The organism is Methanoregula sp., assembly GCF_041645475.1.
Classification (GTDB): Archaea; Halobacteriota; Methanomicrobia; order Methanomicrobiales; family Methanospirillaceae; genus Methanoregula.
The window spans coordinates 257,278-278,814 of sequence record NZ_JBAZQA010000002.1; the positions used below are offsets into that span (position 1 = coordinate 257,278).

The following is a 21,537-nucleotide window of genomic DNA, read 5'->3' on the forward strand; positions in this document are numbered from 1 at the left end:
ACATTGTGCACTCTCATTACCCTGAAATCCCTGGAGCACTAATGGGTTGGGCCGCCGAATTAATAAAGTTTATTTGTTTTAAAACAAATTAAAATGATCAATTAAAATAGTTTTAACACAAGCTAATTTGTTCAAGTCATCTACGGTTGGACCATGTGGTCACTGGCGCCCGCACGGGTGTCTTTACTCATCGCATGATGGCCAGGAATTGGAGATGAAGAATGAAAAATAACAGAAAAACGGTACAGGAGCACGCAGTGTCGCCCGTTGTCGGCGTGATGCTGATGCTCGTAGTGACGATTATTATTGCAGCGGTTGTCTCCGCGTTTGCGGGGGGGATGGGATCCGGGGCCCAGAAGGCGCCGCAGGCATCGATTGAAGTAAAGATCGATTCTGCTGCCGATAACACCATGGGGTCATCCAGCACTGTGATGACATTTACCGAACTCAGTGGCGATCCTATCCAGACAAAGGATCTCGCCATCATTACATATTACAAGAATAAGGCTGGAAAGACGTACAAGAACAAGCAGACCATAACCAGTCCTGCAACAGTACTCTATTCGTATCATACAAACACACCCACCAGAGTACCCTTTCTCAATGATATGAGATCCGGATATAACTATGACAATCCGGCAACAATGGATTTCGGGAACTTCACGTGGAAAACCGGGGGCATACTCAGCACAGGTACTACTGCAGGAACGGCGTCTCTTCTTGCGATAAATTCCACTGCAATACCCGCGACCATCGCCGATAATGACTTTGGTCCCGGCAGTATCGTGGATGTCAAGATCCTCCACATACCCAGTGGCCAGTACATCTTCAACAAAGAGGTGATTGTCCAATGATCCCGCATAAGGATGCAGCGGTATCGCCCGTTGTCGGCGTGATGCTAATGCTCGTTGTGACCATCATTATCGCCGCAGTTGTATCAGCATTTGCCGGGGGTATGGGAAGCGAACAACATAAGACCCCTCAGGTGACGATAAGTGTCAGGAGTGATATTCATAATATCCAGGGCACCATTTCCCCGACTTCTCCTTATACTTTAACCTACCCGCCAGGGTTTACCGCTGCCAATGGTCTGCTGTTTGAGAATACCGGGGGAGACACTTTTACCCTCAATGATATTGAAATTCAGTTGCAGCACGCAGATGTCATGTACCTCATCAAGCCGACCGACACACCATCTCCCGCGATTGCCTCGGAAGATTATCCCGGAAGCATCCTGACACCGGGGATCACAACAGGCGGGTACTTCGGGAAGATCGGGAACACCTCGACTTCGGATATCACAATCGCACCGGGTGACAAGTTCAAGCTTTATGCCGATGGTTGTGCACAGGCTGTCACCTACACGTGGGCAGGGGGTTCGAGTTATTACGGTCCGAAACTATCCTGGAGACCAACCGGCACAGAGAGAGGAATTGCATTCTACCTGGACGATAAGATCCAATATAAACTCATTGACCGGGCCAGCAGCCGGGTTATGGCAACCGGTGAAGTTGTTCTGACATAGCCCAAAACAAGGACTCATTCCATTCTATTGTCAGGCTGGATCATCTTCCGGGGCGCCAGCCAGCCCCCGGGATTTTTTTCCTGAACCAACCCGAGAACCCGAGATGTAAATGGAGGATTATCATGTCAAAAATCATCGGAATCAAACCCCAGCCGGCCACAAAACAGCTCATCGAAAAATTCGAAGACGAAGTGGTGATCCGGCACAACAACCAGCAACTCATCGGCAACGTATACGTGGACATGCAGCCCGACCGGTGGGCGGTTGCATTCGCGTACAACTACACCCGCAGGCCCGGCATACACGGGCACGAGAACCCGCTCGAAGTGCGGTATTCCTGCCCGGCGCAGGAACGCGGCAGCGTGCGTATGTTCCGCTCGGATACCGCGGATGAGAAATCCCTGGAGACCACGCCGCTCAAGGATGGCGATGAATTCATCCGGTATGTCCTTGCAGAGGAACGCTCGCAGGTCGGCAGGGCCGCATAACCGGGGGTATACGTACGACGTACGGATGTTCGCGGGGTACCTGCCGTGGCTGTAACCAGCCGTGCCGGATGACCGGCAGGCCCCGGACCCGGCATATCGGCTGCTTCCGCATTGCGAACCGGTGTGCAGCACCGGTGTTCCCCCGGGGGATCTGCTGAACCAGAAGAAAACGGAGTGACTGGATACTTTGACCCGAACCCTTCCCCTTATTCTTGGCATGATTGTCGCTGCAATCCTGACCATCATCCTCTGCACGTTCATCGGCCCGGCCGGCTTTGGGATACCGGCGGTTGGCCCCGGTACCGCAGATATCGTTGGCGGCATCCGGCTTCCCCGGGTTCTCTCCGCATTCTTTGTCGGTGCCAGCCTCGCGGTTGCCGGAGCCGCCATGCAGTCGCTCTTCCGGAACCCGATGGCCGATCCCTACATCCTCGGCACATCGTCCGGCGGTGCGCTGGGCGCATCCATAGCCATCGTCTTTTTCGGGGGATTTTTCGTCCCGGTCTTTGCCTGGGCCGGCGCTGTTGTTGCGATCCTCCTCGTCTGGTCGATTGCCAGCCGTCAGGGCGTGGTCTCCGTAGAGACCCTGCTGTTGACCGGCATCGCGGTCTCGTTCTTCTTCTCGGCCCTTGTCTCGTTCCTGATTGCAATCGCCGGCCAGAACGTTCACCAGATCATCTTCTGGCTTATGGGCGGTTTCTGGAATGCATCGCCGTCCGACGCGATCCTGTCGGCCTGCATTCTTCTGCCGGCCGGTCTCCTCCTCTTCTTTATGGGCCGCGACCTCAACGCCCTCTCGCTTGGCGAGGAGACGGCAGCCCATCTCGGTATCGACGCAACCCGGGCACGCTGGACGGTGCTTGGCGGCAGCACCCTGCTCGTTGCGGGAGCCGTCTCGATCGCCGGCTCAATCGGGTTTGTGGGTCTCGTCACTCCTCATGTGGTCCGGATGCTGTTTGGCCCGGATAACCGCATCGTAATCCCTGCCAGCATCCTCGCCGGCGGCATCCTTCTTGTCCTGTCCGACACGCTTGCCCGCACGTTCTTCTCGGACCTGCCGGTTGGGATCATCACGGCTTTTATCGGCGCCCCGTTCTTCATCTGGCTCATCTACCAGCGGGGGTCGGTTACATGAACAACCGGACCCGCAGCATCAATGCCGACAACCTCCACGCGGGGTACGGCACTGATGACATTGTCAAATCGGTCAGCTGCACCTTTGCACCGGGAACCTTTTCCGGTATCATCGGCCCGAACGGTTCGGGCAAGACCACGCTCCTCAAGGCGTTCAGCCGCGTGATCCCGTCAAGCGGCATCCTCGAACTGAACGGAAAAGCGGTCAGCGACTATACCTCCCCGGAACTCGGCATGGCGCTCGGGTTTGTCCCGCAGGACGAGGGCCGGCCGTTCTCCTTTACGGTGATCCTGGTTGTCCTGATGGCCCGGTATGCCCGGACCAGCAGGCTTGCCTCCCTCACACCGGGCGATTATGCCCGCTGTCACCGGGCCCTCGAAGAGACCGGGATCGCTCATCTGGCCGACCGGTCGATCCGGGCCCTGAGCGGCGGCGAATGGCAGCGGGTGCTCATTGCCCGCGCCCTTGCCCAGGACACCCGGGTCCTCCTCCTTGACGAGCCGACTTCCCATCTCGACCTGTCCCACCAGGCCGGGATCCTCTCGCTCATGCGCAGCCTTGCGGCATCCGGTTCCACCATCATCGGGGTGTTCCATGACCTCAACATGGCTGCGCTCTACTGCGACCGGCTTATCATGATCCGGAACGGGCAGGTCGTTGCCGATGATATCCCGGCACAGGTGCTGACCCCGGAAAAGATTCACGAGGTCTATGGTGCGGACGTTGTCACGTCCCTTCACCCGGCAACCGGCCGGACATTCCTGATGCCCCTCGATACCCCGTGCCAGAGAACTGCACCGGATACCAACCGGAATATCCTTGTGATCTCCGGCGGGGGGAGCGGCACCGGTCTCCTGTACTTCCTTTCCCGACGGGGATATATCGTCTCGGCCGGTATCCTTGCCACTACCGACACCGATTACATAACCGCAAAAGCGCTCGCGATTCCCTGCATTGAGGTCCAGCCCTTCTCGCAGATTACAGCCCCGTTGCTGGAAAAATTCCGGGCCCTGCTGGTCCGGGCTGACCGGATTATCGTGTCCGTCCATCCCGTGGGGACCGGCAACCTCCCGGTGATTCTTGCGCTATCTGAAGCATTCCCGGCCCGGATCATCCTCCATATCCCCGAAGGCCGTGATTTCGCTTCCTTTGATTATGCCAAAGGAGCAGCGGCAACAGCCTTCTCCGGCCTTTGTTCTGCCGGCGCACACTGCACTACCCATTTTGGAGGAATTCTCCATCTTCTGGAATCAACACCTGCAAAAAATGACATCTCTCGGAATGAACCATGAACACATCACCCCTTTTTATCTCCACGTTCTGCTGTATCGACCATCCGCTCGACACCGCGCTTGAGACGCTTGCCTCCCGGACATCCCACGTTGAGATCCTCTCTGACGGACTGCATGATCTTCTCACGGACAGCTCCCCGTGCCGCGAATACCCGTTCGCGTACAGCGTCCATGCGCCATGCAGCGAAGTCAACATCGCCGCGGTCCATGAACGCATGCGGGAGGCTTCGATTGCGCTCCTCGATGAAGTTCTTGCCGCATCAGCCCGCATTGGCGCAGAACATCTCGTGGTCCACCCGGGCTTCTCTCCCTACGAACAGGTGACGGATCGCTCTATTGCATCCCTGCTGCGCTCGCTCGATGACCTTGTCCGGCTCCAGGAAGAGCACGGCGTCCGGGTCTGTATCGAGAACATGGGAACCTGGGAATGCTGCCATTTCCGGACCCCCGCATTCCTGCCGGAACTTGCTGTAAGGGACCTTGGATGCACTCTCGACATCGGCCACGCCCGGCTCAACGGGAATCTCGATGAATTCCTGGCAGCCGGGGGATTCTGCCATGTCCACCTCCATGACAATGGCGGGACCGTTGACGATCACATCGCATGCGGTGCCGGCACCATCGATTTCCCCGGACTCCTGAGCCGGCTCCCTCAGGGGGTAACCCTTGTTGTGGAGACACGGGAGCTTGCTGCTGCCGGAGAGAGCGTCCGGTACCTTTCATCGCTTCGGAACGGGGAATCGTAAATGAATCCGGAACACTTCCCAAAAACAAACCTCCTCATCCTGCTCATCTTTGCTACAGCGCTGGCATTCTGCATCCTGCCGGTATCGGCAGTAACTGTCATTGATGACTCCGGCACGGTCATAGTCCTGAACGCGACTCCCCTTAGGATAGTCTCGCTCTCCCCGTCCAACACCGAGATCCTGGCAGCTCTCGGCCTTGCCGATCAGATTGCCGGGGTGACCGATGTCTGCGATTATCCTCCGGCTATGAAGAACAAGACCCGTATCGGGGGTTACTCAGCTATCAGCATCGAGAAGGTAGCCGCTGCCAGGCCGGATCTCGTGCTGGCTTCCGATCTCACGCCAAAGGAGACCGTGGGCCGGCTCCGGGATCTCGGCCTGACCGTAGCGGTCATTGCGCCCCGGAATACCGATCATATGATCCGCAATCTCCTCCTGGTCGGAACACTGACCGGCACGGAACGCCGGGCCGGCGAACTGGCTGCAAGCCTGTCAGACCGCGTTGCCGCTGTCCGCCCCTGCCCCTCCGCAACCGGCCGTCCGACCGTTGCCCACGTAGTCTGGCACTCCCCGTTCTACGTGAGCGGCAATGATACACTCCAGAACGATGTCATCACCATGACCGGTGGGGAGAATGCCTTTGCTTCCATGAACAGGTGGGGAACGGTATCGCTCGAAGAGTTCCTGGCAAAGAACCCGGACATCATCCTTGTGAATGGTGGCGGCGGGATGGATGCATCACAAAAAGATGTAATCCTTGAAGCGTTCATGAACAACCCGCAGTACTCGTCACTCTCTGCGGTGAAGAACAAGCGCGTCTATGCCGTTGATGCCGACATCATCAGCCGGCCGGCCCCCCGTATTGTTGATGCAATCGAGACCGTGGCACAACTGATACACCCGGAGTGTTTCACGCAGGCCTCACCTTCCCCAGAGGCAACAGCGACTTCCCCGGTAAAATCGTCCGGGTTCTGTGCGGGAAGTGCGGTTCTGATAATCTCCCTGATAATTCTCCTGCACCGTGGAAGGAATGACTGATGGAACAAAGTATCAGAGGCTGGCATGGCAAAATCCGTCCCTGTTTGCCTGCGGAAACCGGCGTGCCGGGAGCATTTACCGGTATCGCCAGATGGTCCCGGCGTGGGGGGTTTGTATGCCGGTAACCATCCCACGGATCGTTATTGCCGGAACGCACAGCGGCTGCGGCAAGACCACCGTCGCCAGCGGCCTGATGGCCGCACTCACTGAACGCGGGCACCTTGTCCAGCCGTTCAAGACCGGGCCGGATTTCATTGATCCCTCCCACCACGCCGCAACCTGCGGCAGGGTCTCCCGCAATCTCGATCCTTTCATGATGGGAGAGACCGGAATCCTGCGGACATTTGCCTCTGCATCCGGCGATGCGGATATTGCGGTTATCGAAGGGGCCATGGGCCTCTTTGACGGGATTGATGGCACGGACTTTTCAAGCACAGCCCATGTTGCCCGAATCCTCCATGCGCCGGTCCTTCTGGTTGTGGATGCATACGCGGCGTCCCGCAGTGTCCACGCGGTGGTCCGGGGTTTCCAGACCTTTGATCCCCGCATACGGATTGCCGGCATTATTTACAACCGGCTGGGATCGTGCAAGCATCGTGAGATGATTGCAACAGAGGAATTTGTTCCCGCACTCGGGTGGATTCCTCACCAGCGGGGATCGGAAGTGGGAAGCCGTCACCTTGGCCTCGTTATGGCGCACGAATCCGATGGGATGACCCGGTATGGCCGCATTGTCCGGGAGTCGTGCGATCTTGAGAGGATCCTGGATGTGGCACGGAATGCCCCGGTGCTGATCGTTCCTCCGTCAACGAAAACACCCGTGGTTGAGAGAAAGGCGGTCATAGGTGTTGCCCGCGATGACGCGTTCTGTTTTTATTACCAGGATAATCTCGACCGGCTCGTCCGGGCCGGATCAGAGATCCGGTTCTTCTCACCCATGCAGGATACCCTGCCGGACGTGGACGCTCTCTACCTTGGCGGGGGTTACCCGGAACTGCATGCCGGAAAACTCGAAGGTTCCAGGTGCCGGCATGCCATTCACGACATGGCGGGCAATGGCATGCCGATTTATGGCGAGTGCGGCGGGCTCATGTACCTGTGCAGATCGGTTACCACCGACCGGGATTACCAGATGGCCGGCGTATTGCCCGCCCGCGTCGAGATGACGAAAACGATCCAGGCACTTGGGTACGTGAAGGGGGCTTATTATGGGACATCAGGATTGTGGGCAGGGACGGTAGCTCTTCGTGGGCACGAGTTCCATTTCTCCAGGGCCGTATTCGATCCCGATGCACGGTTTGCAATCCAGCTCGTGCAGGGAAATGGGATCCATGAGGGAAAAGACGGGCTTCTCGAAAAGAATGTCATCGGGGCATACACTCATGCATATTTCAGTGATTCATTCTGCCGGCGTTTCGTTGCGGCTGCTGCGGAGTTCCGGGGGACCCGTTGATGATGAAAGACGGGAGCAGAATGACTTTCGGATCCCCGCACCATGATTTGAGGACTCCTCTGGTTTTCTCACAGATTTTTGGGAGCCGGTTCATATGATTCTTTCAGGAAATGAAGAGATAGAGCACCGCGAATCCTCGCTTATTGTCCGCTTCCCCGAACCCCGGGACGTGCTCTCCACATCGTGGATGAACGGGGGATACCGAAAAAACCAAAAAGCGATCTTCAATCACCAGATTCCGCTTGAAGCCTGTGAAGCCTGCCATGCCAATGGAGGCGTGAAAACGTATCTCGAAGGTGTCGCAGAGTCCCTGTTACTGGACCCGGCCAGCACAAGCGGTCTCCTCACCCGGGCAGAGATGAAGAATGCAGCGATAATCTCGGAATCATTCCGGGATCTCACGGTTACTGCGATCGTGACCGCCGGTATTGACAAGAACGGCGGGAGGGCCGGTGATCCGGCATCATATTACGAGAATGGGGATTCTTTTGAACCGGTTGGCGGGACCATCAACACGATCCTTCTCATCAGTGCCGACCTCCCGGAGTACGCCATGGTCCGGACCATGATGACTGCCACCGAAGCAAAAACCGCAGCGCTCCAGCAGCTGATGGCCCGGAGCATCTACTCGACCGGTATTGCCACCGGGTCCGGGACGGATATGATCGCGGTGGTTGCAAATCCCGGCTCATCACTCCACGTGTCCGATGCGGGGAAGCATTCGAAACTGGGGGAACTTATCGGGAAGACGGTGATAGCTGCCACGCAGGCTGCACTGGAGATGGAAACCGGTCTCTCCCCCGGATCACAGCGGGATGTGCTGGTACGGCTGTCCCGGTTTGGCGTGACCGTGGAAGATATCTGGGATTCCGCCATGGTACGGTATGGGGAAATACTTCCGGAAAAGCTGTCAAAAGAAAAATTCGTTTATTGTTTTCGAGAAAAATCACGAGACGCAAACTTAGTATCGCTGGTATCTGCTGTCCTCCACATTGTTGATGAAGCGACCTGGAACCTGCTGCCGGAGGATCAAGCAAAAATCACTGCCTGCCGCGTGATCCGGCAATTATATGATCCTGAACTGATGATTCATGGCAACAACAGATCAAAACCTGCACAGGAAGAGATCCTTTCGTGCCTTGTCAGGGCATTAGCCGATCTGGTTCTCCATGAGATCAATGACGGGATTTCCATTTCGGGTTGAAGCCGGATAATGGCACTATCCGGGTCCGATTAAAATACGCCCTGTATGGGTCCTGATTCCCTGTTTCAGGTACCAACCTCTCCTGGAAACGCCCGTAAAACGCCCGGTTTTGGTTCGCGTGGAAAATGGGCTTGAATTAGGGTCAGAGTGCCAAAATGCGGGTGGAAACGCCCGCTCCGGATGGCCGCAAACGGCCTTCCGGTTGAGGTTGTTTTCTCCCTGTATTTCACTCCATCCGGCCACCGGAAACCCTTAAGGAATGCGGGATAACGAGGTCATATATTATGAAGAAAATGAATAAACGGCTGGCAGGTGTGGTTTCAGGAATTCCCTATATATGATTGTCTTCTGTTCTCTCACATAATGAATAACCCGGACCTGGGATATGGTCCCCCAAATCTGTACCCTGTTTTTGTCCCTCCGTTTCCGCTGTAATATGGCTACATATGACCTCCCCTTTTCCGACGTAAAAACACGAAAAAAAGATGATTACTCTCCCTCTTTTTCGGGTAATATGACCTCATGGGTCCGGAAAATGGGCAAACGGAGCCCGCAGAGGGTCCGGATTAGTCCATCCCGAAACTGGGGTATTCCCTCCCTTCAGCAAAATTCAAGACCCCTTTCCTACAGAGTACCTGTTTTAAGCCCCGGGTGCCGGGGCGAGGAGCCTGTACAAAAATGGCAGATTTCGTAACGAAGAGGGTAGTAACAAGCGGGATTTGTGAACCCGCACATCCGATTGTAAACGTATCGACGATCAATCCGAATGTCCTGCCGGTCAATTCCGACAACCTGTCAGCCTGTGCTGCCGTTGCCTGTTTTATGAGTCGCACGACTGCACAATTCGCGTGTGGTTGTAACGGTGAAATGACGGAGTCCAACTCATGACCCGGCTCACCCGTCTCTCCCCCGCTGAACGGGAAGCCCGTAATATCCTCGTGTCCGAAGGATACCGGGTATTGCCGGCACGGCGCTGTTTTGTCTCGCGCTATAAGCCGGTCAACCTGATTGGGATGAGGGGACCATATGAGATGATCTATCTCCGGCTGAAGTATATTGCAGGTATCCCGGATGATCCCGCTGCGCTTGCTGACTTCTGCCGGGAGGAGGGAGAGTCCCTCCGCACCCTCTTCCCGCTGGAGACCGGGTTCATCCGGCTTCACCGGGAGATCTGGGTCCGGCCCCGGTCGGGTGGATTTTGCTGTTTTGAGATCCAGCCGGATGGGATGATGGCAGTGACCCATGGAGGGCCGCAGAAGATCCCGGGTTGACGGGAAATGAACCCCCGGACTCTCCGGCATCCGGGGATTATTTCACAGACCGGCATTACATACCAAGTACAACTAAGCCATCCGTTTTTTCAAAACCTTAAAAAACTATCAGCAATGATATTCACGTACTGATATGACTATGGATGACGATCTCTCACGGATTGGAATATCACTTCCCAAGAATCTGCTCGACCGGTTTGATGAAATCCTGAACTTCCGTGGTTACTCCTCCCGCTCGGAAGGGATCCGCGATGCCATCCGGACCTACATCACCTATTACAAGTGGATGTCCGATGTCAAGGGTGAACGCGAAGGCGTCATCACCATGGTGTACGATCACGAGCAGCGCAACCTCCTCACCACCATCACGGAAATCGAACACGATCATCACGAGATCATCAAGGCCTCGCTCCATTCCCACGTCACCCACGACCGGTGCCTCGAAGTGATCCTTGTCCATGGGGATGGCGAGCAGCTCAAGTCCCTTGCCGAGCATCTCATGGCCCAGAAAGGAGTAGAATCGGTAAAACTCACGACAATCAGTGTTGAGGATTAAAGAATAACCCGTGCCGGGATTGCATTCCCTTCGGTTCCGGTATTCTGGCAATATCTTTTATTACCTTTTTTGGGAGATTACCTGGTTCTCATTTTACCTGTATTCCTGGTTCCGTAGCACCCTGGTGAACAGGAGTTTTTTGATGCCCTCTTAGAACCCGCACCCCGGTGTGTAATATAAATTTAAAAAATTTACATATTTAGTGCTACAAAAATAAAAAAGTATAATAACGACGACCTCCAATACAGGAAGCAGGGTATGACTGAATCTTCAGGAATCACCCGCACCTTCGACAAGTGCATCGCATCAGGGCTGTGCTGTACAGCCGGTTCCGGGAACCGTGGGGAAACGGGTTCCGGTTACAGCAGGAGTTGAGTTGATGAAGACAATTCTGTATGATGGCAGCCGGAAGACCCGGGTCGATACCGGACACGACGAATGCCTCTATTCGGCACCGCGACCCGCAGGTCATCTGCCCGATATCCAGCGGCAGGGAAAAGATCTTTACATCCACACCAATGCGGAAAAGAAGATCACGTATTACCTGCATCTCTGGTCATTTGGAAAAAAGAGCGCTGATAAGATCATGCCGGTCTCACCGGCTACTGCGGAACGGTTCCTGCGAAGCAAGGGACTTGTCTGCAATCTCTTCCCGAAAAACGATCCCATAGCTACCCTTTATGCCTGGGGATATGGTATCGCGGAAGAATTCTGATCTTCCTCTCCTCATTTTTCCGGTTACAGCGGATCTTTCCGAACCGGTTTTTGCAACGTAAAAAAAAATCCGGCTCCCGATTGATGAGAATCGCTGTTCTTCCCTCTTGAGGAAGTATTGCACATCCCCTTTTCCGGTGCTGCGCAAAGGGCAATAGGCCCTGTAATACGGCATCGTTTCCGCAGAGAACCGGTCAAATAAAGGCCATACCGGCGGATTTTCCCGGCCGGTCCCAAACGGAGCCCGTACAGGGTTTTTCCCCGGTTCACCTCAGGGAAAATACGCCCGTACAGGGCCCGGTTTCGTGCATCCCCTCTCTTGTGGTTTCCAGGTTATGCCACGTCGCTATACGGTCATTCTCCGGAAGACATGCGTGCAGATCGCAAGGACAACACCACACAGGACGACAAGGATCCCGATCTGGAGGAGCGGCACAACGCCGTATTCCACGGACCGGATTGCATCGATGGCAAAACTCAGGGGATTGACGCGGGCAATTGCCGCGAGCCAGGGGGGCATAACACTGTAGGGCATCAGGGCGCTCGACGTGAAGAAGAGCGGCATCGAGATCATGGTATTGACAGCAGCGTACGAATCATGATCCCCGACATAGAGCGCAAGCGTTGTCGCAAGGCCCGAGAGGAGGATCCCAAAGAGGATCAGGATCAGGTAGATCATAGCGTACTGGGAGAGAGACAGGATGGTCGCGCCGATCAGGGTGGCCACGATCAGGATGACGGTTGACTGGATAACGCCCCGGATGGTGATGAAGAGGATCTTGCCAAACAGGATGTTCTCCCTCGGGGTAGGGAGCGCGAGGAACTTGTTAAGAAAGCCTAAGATCTTGTCGAACATCAAAAGTGCCCCGCCCTGCATCGAGGACGCAAGCATGGTCATGACGAGGATGCCCGGCGTGATGAAATCCAGGTAATTCCCGGTGAACGTGACCGGCAGGGCAAGGCCGACAAAAATGAGCCACGCAGCGGGCATGACAAGCAGGGTGAAGACCGCGATCTTCCCGCGCAGCCATTTGATCATGTCCCGTTCCATGTAATACCAGAGGCCGCTCATTTCCGCCTCCGCAGCATGGTCCGGAACTGCTGGTCGTTGAAGGACCGGGGCTCATCCTGGTTTCCCACCGCATGGAGAAACACATCATCGAGGCTTGGTTCCCGGAGCGAGAGCGAGTGGATAACCGCACCATGATCGGCAAAGGCCCGGGCAAGGATCGGCAGCGCCTCTTTCCCGTTCTCTGCGGCAAACGAGAGCTCGTCTTCAACCTGCCCGACAAGACGAATCCCGTCTATTGCGGGAATATTGAGCGGGCCGGAGATCCTGGCCGTGATGACATCGGTCATCAGCCCGGATTTCAGTTCGGACGGTCGGCCGAGCGCAACAACCTTTCCTTTGCTGACGATACCGACCCGGTCGCAGTACTGGTCGGCCTCATCCATGTAATGGGTGGTGACAAAGATGGTCATCCCGTTCTTCCGCAATACCCCGATGTGCTCCCAGATCTTTTTCCTGGCTGCAACATCGAGTCCTATCGTGGGCTCATCCAAAAAGAGCACTTCGGGTTCGTGCACGAGGGCCTGGGCGAGTTCGAGCCGCCGGCGCATTCCGCCGGAGTAATTCTTGACCAGTTCGTCCGCCCGGTCGGTGAGTTCCATGATGGCGAGGACCTCGTCAACTTTGTCTTTTGGCCGGGGAATACCGTAGAGGTGGGCAAAGAAGAGCACGTTTTCCCGGCCGGTCAGCTTGATATCGACTGCCATGTCCTGCGGCACATAGCTGAGCTGTTTTCGGACATTTTCCGCATCGCGGACAACATCGTACCCGCAGACGCTCGCCGATCCTTCAGTTGGTCGCAGGAGCGTTGTGAGCATCAGCACGGTCGTTGTCTTGCCGGAACCGTTTGGGCCCAGCAGGCCGAAGATCTCGTTGTCGACCGAGAGGGTCAGGCGATCCACAGCACAGAGTGCATCGTAATACCGGGTGAGGTCGTGGGTTTCAATTGCGTTCATCGATCATCCTTTTTCTCGATAACGCTGTATGGCACTGCGATCATCGTGAATGTTTTGCATGCACCTGTTTCAACAGGTCTTTCATGGTGTTTCCCCAGAGGGCGTTGTCGTCCATAGTCACGACATCCACGTTCCCGCCCTGGTAATCCCCCGCTCCGGACTGGTCCTCCATCCAGGACTCGATCTCCAGGTAATTCTTTTTGAGATCGTCGAGCACGCGGGGATCTGCGTCCCAGAGGCTGCGCTGGTTTGCCTCAAGAAGCCTTCTCGCGATCTCTTCGAGCGCATGGGGGTTGTTCTCTTCAAAGAATTCCCGCATCTCCTCGTTGTTGACGAACGTATCGGCAATGTCGTTGAAGATCCAGTCGTCCACTTCCTGCGTGGATGCCGACCAGCCGTACACCCGGGTCACCCGCTTCATGATATCGGAGGCCCCCTTGTACCCGTGGTCTTTCATGCCGTTGATCCATTTAGGGTTGAGGAGTTTTGTCCGGACAACCCGTCGGATCTCGTCGGCAAGATCCCGCACTTCAACATTCTCCGGCTCGCGGGTGTCGCCGTAATACGGTTTCACGTCATTGCCCGAGTAATGGCGGGCGGCTGCCGTAAAACCCCCGTGGGTGCCAAAGTAACAGCAGCAGCCAAGGAGGTCGTGCTCGTCGGATTGTACCTTGTTGAACGTGACCGATACGGTCGACAGGCTGGAAGCGAGCTGCTCGTGGGCATCCTTTCCCTGGACGTCCCGGCCGTACGCGTACCCGTTGTACGCCACAAAGATATCGGCAAGGTCAGCCTGGGTTTTCCATGCGCTGGAAAGGACTGCAAGATTTACGCCGCTCGCATACGAGCCGGGCCGGGAGGAGAAGATGCGCAGCGTTGCATCCCGGAACCCGGCCCCCTCCCCGACCATGCTCTTCTGGGCATGCCTGCGCACGAAATTCTTTTCCAGCGGCTCATCGAGCGCTGCCACTGCCTGCACGGCATCGTCGAGCAGTTCATAGCAGTTGGCAAAGTTGTCCCGCAGGATGCCGGTGGTCCTCACCGTGATATCGATCCTGGGGTGGCCGAGTTTATGAAGCGGAATTATCTCAAAGGATCTCACCTGCCCGTTCTTCTGCCAGACCGGCCGCACGCCAAGGAGCCAGAGCATCTCGGCAAACATCTCGCCGTCCGAAGCCATGATGTCGCCTGCCATCCAGTAAAACGCGACATTCTCGGGAACCGATCCTTCTTCCCGGGAGTATTTTTCAATGAGAGCATCGGCAAGGCGCTGGCCCACCCGCCATGCAGCTTTCGTGGGAACGCGGTACGGGTCCAGGGAATAGAAATTCCGGCCGGTGGGAAGCACATCCTCGTGCCCCCGGGTGATCTGGCCGGATGGCCCGGCGGGAATATACCCCCCGTCCATACCGTGCAGGAGGGATTCAATCTCCCGGGACTCATCGATCCGGCGGCTGATATCGATGATGCGGGTCCGGAGCGAATCGAGGGTTTCCACCAGCCCGTTCGGGATGCGTTTCCCGAAGATCAGGGGAATGGGAAGAGTGGGATCATCCAGCACGGAACTGATGAACCGGTCCAGTTCCAGATCGACCCGTTCGAGGATTGCTCCATAGGACATTTTGTGTTCTTCCGAATACCGGTCCTGCCCGGAAAGCAGGTCGGTCAAGTCAAATCCCAGGACGCCGGCGATAATCCTGCGTGGGGACGCGTTGCCGCTGTCGAAGCGGACAATGGAACTGATGAACCCGGAACGACGCTCTCCCGAGGGTACTTCGCCAAATACATGCATCCCCGCCTGGATCCGGGTGTTCCGGATCTTCGAGAGAACCTCGTGGGCTTTTGCAACCATCTCGGAAAGAGGCATCCCGTGGCTTAAGTGCAGGTCCTTGTCCAGGTTTGCGCGGATGAGGGTATCGTTAAGCTGGTGCTGGAGGGCATGGGCGCGGGCGGGATCGTTCTTAGTTGTCTCGTACTCGGTGAGCAGGGTATCGATCTCCTCCAGGTCATCGTACAGCCCGCTTACGGTCATCACTGTCTGCATGTGGTCGACTATCGTTGCATAGCTGCGCCTTTTCGCAATGGTTCCCTCAGCCGGGTTGTCGGAGTTGTAGATGTAGATGAACGGGGTGGTCCCGACCGCAATATCCGGGTAACATTCCTGCGAGAGACCTACACCTTTGCCCGGCAGGAATTCGAGGCTGCCATGGGTACCGACATGGACGATTACATCGGCCCTGTGGATCTGCTCTATCCAGTAGTACGTTGCCAGGTACTGGTGCGGAGGGGGACATTTTGGATCGTGGAGGATCCTGCAGACCGTGCCATCGCACCGCGAGCCGTAACACCCGCGTTTGGGCTGGACGTGCACGGTGGCATTGCCAAACGAGAGACCCGTGATCAGCATTGTCCCGTCGAGTACCATCCCCTCGCCCGGGGGTTCACCCCACGTATTGGTAACCTGCTGCTGCACGGATGCCGGCAACGAGCGGAAGAACGGGAGGTAGGTGTTGAGGTCCATCCGGGCCAGTGCACCCCCGTTTGCCACGATGTCCTGGACGCTCGTCCACCGGAACTCCGAGATCGCCTTCTTTTTCTGGATGGTTTCAACAAGTTCCTTCCCGGAAGCCGGAGGGGAAACCGCATACCCGGCATCCGCCATCTGCTTAAAAATCCGTACAATGCTTTCAAGTGTGTCGAGGTTCGAGCCGCCACCGATATTCGCTTCGGTCCCGGCGCAGGGGTTGTTGTTGAGGATGAACGCGACTTTGCGTTCCGGGACCGGTTTTTTCGCAAGGGCAATCCATTGTCGTACTCTTCCCGCAATCTTCGTGCACCGGTCCGGCACAGCCTCACGGGTCTTTCCGCCATCCGGTTCGCTCCGGCTCGTGCCGATGAAGACCGGCTCGATCACGCCCTCGAACTCCGGGAGTGAGACAGCCCACCCGACATCCATGGAGAGGCCCTCCGAGGACTGCCATTGATCGAGGGTCATGTACATGGAGACCACGGGGGAGAAGACCGGGACATCGAACAACCGGAGGAGGTCGATACCTCCCGAAGTATCTGTCCTGCCGGATGAATTGTCGCGCACCGATCCAAAGAGGAACGGGATGAGCTTGACGAGAGCATCCACCCGCGGGGATCCGTTTTTAAAAAGGTATTCAAAAACCACCTGCGTCATTCCCCGGGCACCCAGGGCATCGTCCTGGATAGCATAGGTAAAGACCGGGACAACACTGAGGCCCTCCTGTTCGAGGCTGTGGATGAGCATATCTTCAAGGGCAACATTCCCTGATGCCCAGGATGTCCGGGAAAAGACGAGGCCCACCCGGAATTTTCCGTAATCGCGACCGGCATACCAGGCCAGGTACTCGTCAACGGTGCCAAATACCCGCGGGGCTTCCGGATGGTACAGCCCTTCCCAGGGAACTTCTGCAGGAGGAGCAACCGGGCCGTCTTTTGCGAAGAGTTCTTTTTCAATATAACGGAGAAGGTTTTCAAAATTCTCATCGCCGTTATTGGTGATGTAACGGTGACAGGTCGTGACCATTGGCGGCTCGACCGTTGACTGGGCCCAGAACGAGGGATCGGGGCCGAGCGAGATGACAGGGACCGTTTTCCGGATCCCCTCGATATCCCGGTTCATCTGTTCCCAGAACATGTCGGATGTGTGGTACAGGAGGATAACATCCGATTGTTTCATGGAGGCGATTGCCTCGTCCCGCTTTTCCGGCATGTCTTCCAGCACCCGGGTAGGATAGATGGTACAGTCGATACCACAGGTTCTGGCTGCTCGTTTGAGTACCGGGGCATAGGATCCCCACATGATCGAGGTGATTTTCATGGATTTTTCCTGCCTGTTTCCTGATGTGCGGAAACAGGTGTATAACGTACCTTGAAATGTAATTCATCTTTTGTTAATAATTTTTGTATTCGTGCTATCGAATTATAACAAATAGAAAAAGGTAATACCATTTGATAATAATATGAGAAATTACATTATCTGACATACCCGGAATATCCCACAGACAAAAACACCGGGATAGCAGTATCCGGTTTTCCAGGAGATCCGCCGTGAACCATTTCGAAGCCATCTACCCATTCTCAGCGATTGTCGGCCAGGAGCAGATGAAATTCGCGCTCATTCTCAATGCCATCAACCCCGGTATCGGTGGCGTCCTGATCCGGGGCGAGAAAGGTACGGCCAAATCCACGGCAGCCCGGGCGCTCGTGCACCTCCTCCCGGAACGGTGCGTTGTGGATGGCTGCATGTTCGGGTGCGACCCCTGCGATACCAAACGGATGTGCCGGGAATGCCTGGAGAAATTACCGGCCCTCGTCTCCAAATCAGTTCCTATGCGGGTAGTTGAATTGCCAATCAGTGCTACTGAGGATAAAGTAGTGGGCAGCCTCGATATCAGCCACGCTCTCAAGACCGGGAATAAGAAGTTCGAGCCGGGCATCCTGGCGGAAGCCAACCGGAATATCCTCTACGTGGACGAAGTGAACCTCTTGAACGATCACATCGTGGATGTCCTTCTCGACGCAGCGGCAATGGGGATGAATTTCATCGAGCGGGAAGGTGTCTCCTACTCGCACCCGTCATCGTTCATCCTGATAGGAACCATGAACCCGGAGGAGGGAGAACTGCGCCCGCAGCTCCTCGATCGCTTCGGCCTCTGCGTGGATATCGAAGGGATACGGGATGTCGAGACCCGTATCGAAGTCATCAAGAGAAGGCAGGTCTACGAGAGCCGCCCGGAAACCTTCGTACCTTCATGGGAATCGCAGGAGCAGGAGGTGCGAAAACGTATCCTTACGGCAAAGAATCTTCTGCCCCGGGTCAGGGTGCCGGATGATATTCTCCGGATGATAGCCCAGGTCTGCATTGACATGGCCGTTGACGGCCACCGTGCTGATATCACGATGATGAAGACCGCTGCAACGATAGCGGCCTGGAATAACCGGTTGGAAGTGAACGAGGAGGATGTGCGGGACGCGGCAAACCTCGTCCTCTCGCACCGCATGCGGCGCAAACCGTTCTCGGAGCAGAAGATGGACAAACAGAAGATGGAACAGTCCATCCGGAATTCCAGGAACGAGCACAAACACCCGGAACAGAAGAACGAACCGCCCGACAACCCGCAGTCCGAGGAGTTACGGGTGCCGGACAGCTCGGCCACCACCGGATCCGCTGAAGGGTCTCCGTTCCGCGTGGACCAGCAACGTCTTGACCTTCCGCACCGCATGGACTCCGCCAAACGGGATGGAAGTGGAAAGAGAAGCATAACCGAATCCCGGGACGGCCGGTACGTCCGGAGCCGGGTACCGGAGACGCCGAATGCGGATATTGCCTTCGATGCAACAATCCGAGCCGCTGCACCGTTCCAGAAAGGACGGGCGGGAGATCTTGCCATCAAAATTGAACTCTCCGAGCTGCGCGAGAAAGTCCGGGAACGAAAAACGGAAAACACAATCCTGTTTGTGGTCGATGCCAGTGGCAGCATGGGGGCACAGCAGCGGATGACTGCTGTCAAGGGCGCCATCCTCTCCCTCCTGATCGATGCCTACCAGAAGCGGGACCGGGTGGGCCTCGTGGTGTTCCGCGGCTCCGGTGCAGAACTTCTCCTGCCGCCCACGTCAAGCGTTGAACTTGCCCGGAACTGCATGCAGACACTCCCGGTCGGGGGAAAGACGCCTCTTGCCCACGGCCTGGCCAAAGGGCTCGACGTTTTGTTACGGGAACAGTCAGTCCGCCACAACACCATCCCCCGGCTTATCCTGATCTCGGATGGAAAAGCGAACGTTGGCATGGGAACCGGGACTCCCCTCGATAATGCGAAAGAGATTGCCTCGCACATCCGCGACGCACATATTCCCTCGCTCGTCATCGACCCTGACCAGAATTTCCTCTCGTTTGGCTATGCAGAGGCACTTTCTGACGAGCTGGGCGCACGGTACATCCGGCTCGAAGACCTGGAGGCCGGGCAGCTGGCAGGTCTCATCAAAGGTATCGGGATGTAAGCCGGCATTTGGCGATACCGGCACTTTACGCAAGGATCACATCCAGAAAATAAAACGACACAGATATCATGGCTACTGACTCATCTGCGGATATCCGGGAAAAGACCAGCGTACATTTCCTGTACCATGCCGGCAGCGCACGACGCATTGCCCTGATTGCGGGCCTCACCGTCATCGTGATCGTCTCTGCAATCCTGTCCGCCGGTATAGGAACGGTTGCCATCCCGCCCGGGGATACGATCCTGGCAATTGCCCACCCGCCGGCAGCAGCCCTCAATGATTTCCTCTCTTGCAACCTGCCGGTCGGGGCATCCGTGTTTTCCGGCATCCTGGCTGTCATCCCGGCCCCGGCCAACCCCCAGGCAGAACTCATTGTCACCGGTTTCCGCCTGCCACGGATCCTCCTCGCCATTCTCACCGGTGCAAGCCTCGCTGTTGCCGGGGCAGTGATGCAGGGACTCCTGCGCAACCCGCTCGTCAGCCCTTTTACCCTCGGCCTCTCCTCCGCTGCCTCGTTTGGTGCCGCTATCGCGATCGTGATAGGCCCGGGGATCCTCGGGGCGTGGTTCCTGTTGAGCGATGATATCTTCATCGTGGTCATGGCGTTTGTCTTTGGCTGGCTCTCCATGCTCCTCGTGTACGGGATCTCCCGCTCCCGGGGAACCAACCAGTCGACTCTCATCCTGGCGGGCGTGGTCATAGGGTACCTCTTCCAGGCGGGGGTCATGGCCCTCAAGTACGTGACCAACAATGACAGTCTCCGGGATATCGTGATCTGGCTTATGGGCGGGATGTGGGGTGCGAGCTGGACTGCCGTCCTCCTGCTGCTGCCGATGTGCCTGATCTGTTTTTTCCTGCTCGAACGCATGGCCTGGGACCTCAATGCCCTTGCGGCCGGGGACGATGTGGCAAAGAATCTCGGCATCGATGTAAAAAAATTCCGGCTCACCGGCCTGATGATAGCAACATTCGCTGCTTCGTGCTGCATGGCATTTACCGGCATCATCGGTTTTGTCGGTCTCATGGCACCACACATCTGCCGGATGTTCATCGGTACCGATCACCGGTACCTGATCCCCTGCTCTGCCCTTCTCGGGGCAGCCATTCTCCTGATCTCCGATACGGTGGCCCGGACTATCATGAGCCCGGTCGAGATTCCGGTGGGCATCATCATGTACATAGTAGGGGGAATTTTCTTCCTCTTCCTGATCCTGAGGGGACAGGGACGGGGCCTGTATTGATGGAGATCTCATGGAACTCAACGTTGAACATGTGAACAAGGAGTTTGGAGATCAGCGGGTGCTTGAGGAGATCTCGTTCTCGCTTGGGCCCGGGAGGATCCTTGCCCTTGTCGGCCCGAACGGTTCGGGCAAATCCACGCTCATCAAGAGCTTAACCTTAATCCACGAACCAACGTCAGGATCGATTGCGGTTGACGGGACGGACATCCGCAGGATCGATCCTATTGATCTTTCCATGAAAATCGGGTATGTTCCCCAGCATTTCACGTATACCCTCTACTCCACGGTTTTCGAGACGGTGCTTCTCGGAAGGCGGCGGTACATAAAATGGTCGGTCTCCGAAGAGGAACTCTCCCGCGTACAGGGTGCACTCGATGCCCTTGAGATGGGGGATATGGCAGGGAAGTACATGGACCAGCTCTCGGGCGGCGAACGCCAGAAAGTGTTCATTGCCCGGGCCCTTGCCCAGAATCCCTCCCTCTTCCTGTTCGACGAGCCGACAAGTGCCCTCGACATCCGGTACCAGATCGAGGTGATGGAGACGATGCGGCGCATCACGCTGGAGCAGGGTTCGTCGATGATCATTGCCGTTCACGACCTCAACCTCGCATACCGGTACGCGGACGAGGTTCTTGTTCTCAGTAAAGGCCGTATGGCAGGTTTCGGGAAACCTGAGGCTGTCCTGACACCGGACTGTATCCGTACCGTATATGGGGTCGAATCGGTGGTGATCGAGAACGAGTACGGGAAGTTTTTTCTTCCGCTGCGGGCAACCTGAGCAATGCCTTTTTTGTTTGCTGGGTTTCCCGGCTGCCGGTGCCG

The 21,537-nt window shown here is 56.4% G+C and carries 19 protein-coding genes; 16 read left to right on the forward strand and 3 right to left on the reverse strand.

The window, feature by feature from the left end:
- Positions 1 to 221: 221 nt before the first annotated feature.
- From WC598_RS03190 to WC598_RS03250, 13 genes are all read left to right on the forward strand, one after another.
- Entirely contained in the window at positions 222 to 854 is a 633-nt protein-coding gene (locus WC598_RS03190; RefSeq protein WP_372960020.1) for a type IV pilin N-terminal domain-containing protein, read from the forward strand.
- Positions 851 to 1,525, forward strand: a complete 675-nt coding sequence (locus WC598_RS03195; protein WP_372960021.1) for a type IV pilin N-terminal domain-containing protein — start codon at positions 851 to 853, stop codon at positions 1,523 to 1,525. Before WC598_RS03190 ends, WC598_RS03195 begins: the two co-directional genes overlap by 4 nt.
- A gap of 122 nt (positions 1,526 to 1,647) precedes the next feature.
- Positions 1,648 to 2,013: a hypothetical protein gene (locus WC598_RS03200; protein ID WP_372960022.1), complete on the forward strand. Its 366-nt coding sequence runs from the start codon at positions 1,648 to 1,650 to the stop codon at positions 2,011 to 2,013.
- A 187-nt stretch (positions 2,014 to 2,200) separates the two neighbouring features.
- Complete coding sequence (locus tag WC598_RS03205; RefSeq protein ID WP_372960023.1) at positions 2,201 to 3,148, forward strand: FecCD family ABC transporter permease; 948 nt, start codon at positions 2,201 to 2,203, stop codon at positions 3,146 to 3,148.
- Positions 3,145 to 4,440 carry an ABC transporter ATP-binding protein gene (locus WC598_RS03210; RefSeq protein WP_372960024.1) on the forward strand — a complete coding sequence of 432 codons (1,296 nt, stop codon included), beginning with the start codon at positions 3,145 to 3,147 and terminating at the stop codon, positions 4,438 to 4,440. The genes WC598_RS03205 and WC598_RS03210 overlap by 4 nt, the downstream gene beginning before the upstream one ends.
- Complete coding sequence (locus WC598_RS03215) at positions 4,437 to 5,186, forward strand: sugar phosphate isomerase/epimerase family protein (protein WP_372960025.1); 750 nt, start codon at positions 4,437 to 4,439, stop codon at positions 5,184 to 5,186. The genes WC598_RS03210 and WC598_RS03215 overlap by 4 nt, the downstream gene beginning before the upstream one ends.
- The gene (locus WC598_RS03220; protein WP_372960026.1) at positions 5,187 to 6,224 is read left to right on the forward strand and encodes an ABC transporter substrate-binding protein; all 1,038 of its coding nucleotides are present in this window, start codon (positions 5,187 to 5,189) and stop codon (positions 6,222 to 6,224) included.
- A gap of 115 nt (positions 6,225 to 6,339) precedes the next feature.
- Entirely contained in the window at positions 6,340 to 7,677 is a 1,338-nt protein-coding gene (locus tag WC598_RS03225; protein ID WP_372960027.1) for a cobyrinate a,c-diamide synthase, read from the forward strand.
- A gap of 94 nt (positions 7,678 to 7,771) precedes the next feature.
- Positions 7,772 to 8,881, forward strand: coding sequence for an adenosylcobinamide amidohydrolase (locus WC598_RS03230; protein ID WP_372960028.1), 1,110 nt, complete (start codon positions 7,772 to 7,774; stop codon positions 8,879 to 8,881).
- Between the two features lie 678 nt (positions 8,882 to 9,559).
- Positions 9,560 to 9,769 carry a hypothetical protein gene (locus WC598_RS03235; protein WP_372960029.1) on the forward strand — a complete coding sequence of 70 codons (210 nt, stop codon included), beginning with the start codon at positions 9,560 to 9,562 and terminating at the stop codon, positions 9,767 to 9,769.
- A complete protein-coding gene (locus tag WC598_RS03240; RefSeq protein WP_372960030.1) occupies positions 9,766 to 10,152 on the forward strand; it encodes a hypothetical protein in 387 nt (128 codons plus the stop codon). The genes WC598_RS03235 and WC598_RS03240 overlap by 4 nt, the downstream gene beginning before the upstream one ends.
- Positions 10,153 to 10,285: 133 nt before the next feature.
- A complete protein-coding gene (gene nikR / locus WC598_RS03245) occupies positions 10,286 to 10,708 on the forward strand; it encodes a nickel-responsive transcriptional regulator NikR (protein WP_372960031.1) in 423 nt (140 codons plus the stop codon).
- 379 nt (positions 10,709 to 11,087) lie between these two features.
- Positions 11,088 to 11,423, forward strand: a complete 336-nt coding sequence (locus tag WC598_RS03250) for a hypothetical protein (RefSeq protein WP_372960032.1) — start codon at positions 11,088 to 11,090, stop codon at positions 11,421 to 11,423.
- 345 nt (positions 11,424 to 11,768) lie between these two features.
- On the opposite strand, the gene WC598_RS03255 is transcribed toward WC598_RS03250, so the two are convergent.
- From WC598_RS03255 to cobN, 3 genes are read right to left on the reverse strand one after another with little or no spacing between them, the layout of a single operon-like run.
- Positions 11,769 to 12,494 (reverse strand): ABC transporter permease, encoded by a 726-nt coding sequence (locus WC598_RS03255; protein WP_372960033.1) that lies wholly within the window; start codon positions 12,492 to 12,494, stop codon positions 11,769 to 11,771.
- Positions 12,491 to 13,447, reverse strand: a complete 957-nt coding sequence (locus tag WC598_RS03260) for an ATP-binding cassette domain-containing protein (protein ID WP_372960034.1) — start codon at positions 13,445 to 13,447, stop codon at positions 12,491 to 12,493. Before WC598_RS03260 ends, WC598_RS03255 begins: the two co-directional genes overlap by 4 nt.
- A 40-nt stretch (positions 13,448 to 13,487) precedes the next feature.
- Entirely contained in the window at positions 13,488 to 17,294 is a 3,807-nt protein-coding gene (gene cobN / locus WC598_RS03265; protein ID WP_372960035.1) for a cobaltochelatase subunit CobN, read from the reverse strand.
- A gap of 230 nt (positions 17,295 to 17,524) precedes the next feature.
- Between cobN and WC598_RS03270 the strand changes: the two genes are divergently transcribed.
- The 3 genes from WC598_RS03270 to WC598_RS03280 all read left to right on the forward strand — a co-directional run bounded on the left by WC598_RS03270 (position 17,525) and on the right by WC598_RS03280 (position 21,493).
- Complete coding sequence (locus WC598_RS03270) at positions 17,525 to 19,474, forward strand: putative cobaltochelatase (protein WP_372960036.1); 1,950 nt, start codon at positions 17,525 to 17,527, stop codon at positions 19,472 to 19,474.
- 68 nt (positions 19,475 to 19,542) lie between these two features.
- Positions 19,543 to 20,715 (forward strand): FecCD family ABC transporter permease, encoded by a 1,173-nt coding sequence (locus WC598_RS03275; RefSeq protein WP_372960037.1) that lies wholly within the window; start codon positions 19,543 to 19,545, stop codon positions 20,713 to 20,715.
- Positions 20,716 to 20,725: 10 nt separating this feature from the next.
- Complete coding sequence (locus WC598_RS03280) at positions 20,726 to 21,493, forward strand: ABC transporter ATP-binding protein (RefSeq protein WP_372960038.1); 768 nt, start codon at positions 20,726 to 20,728, stop codon at positions 21,491 to 21,493.
- Positions 21,494 to 21,537 lie beyond the last annotated feature (44 nt).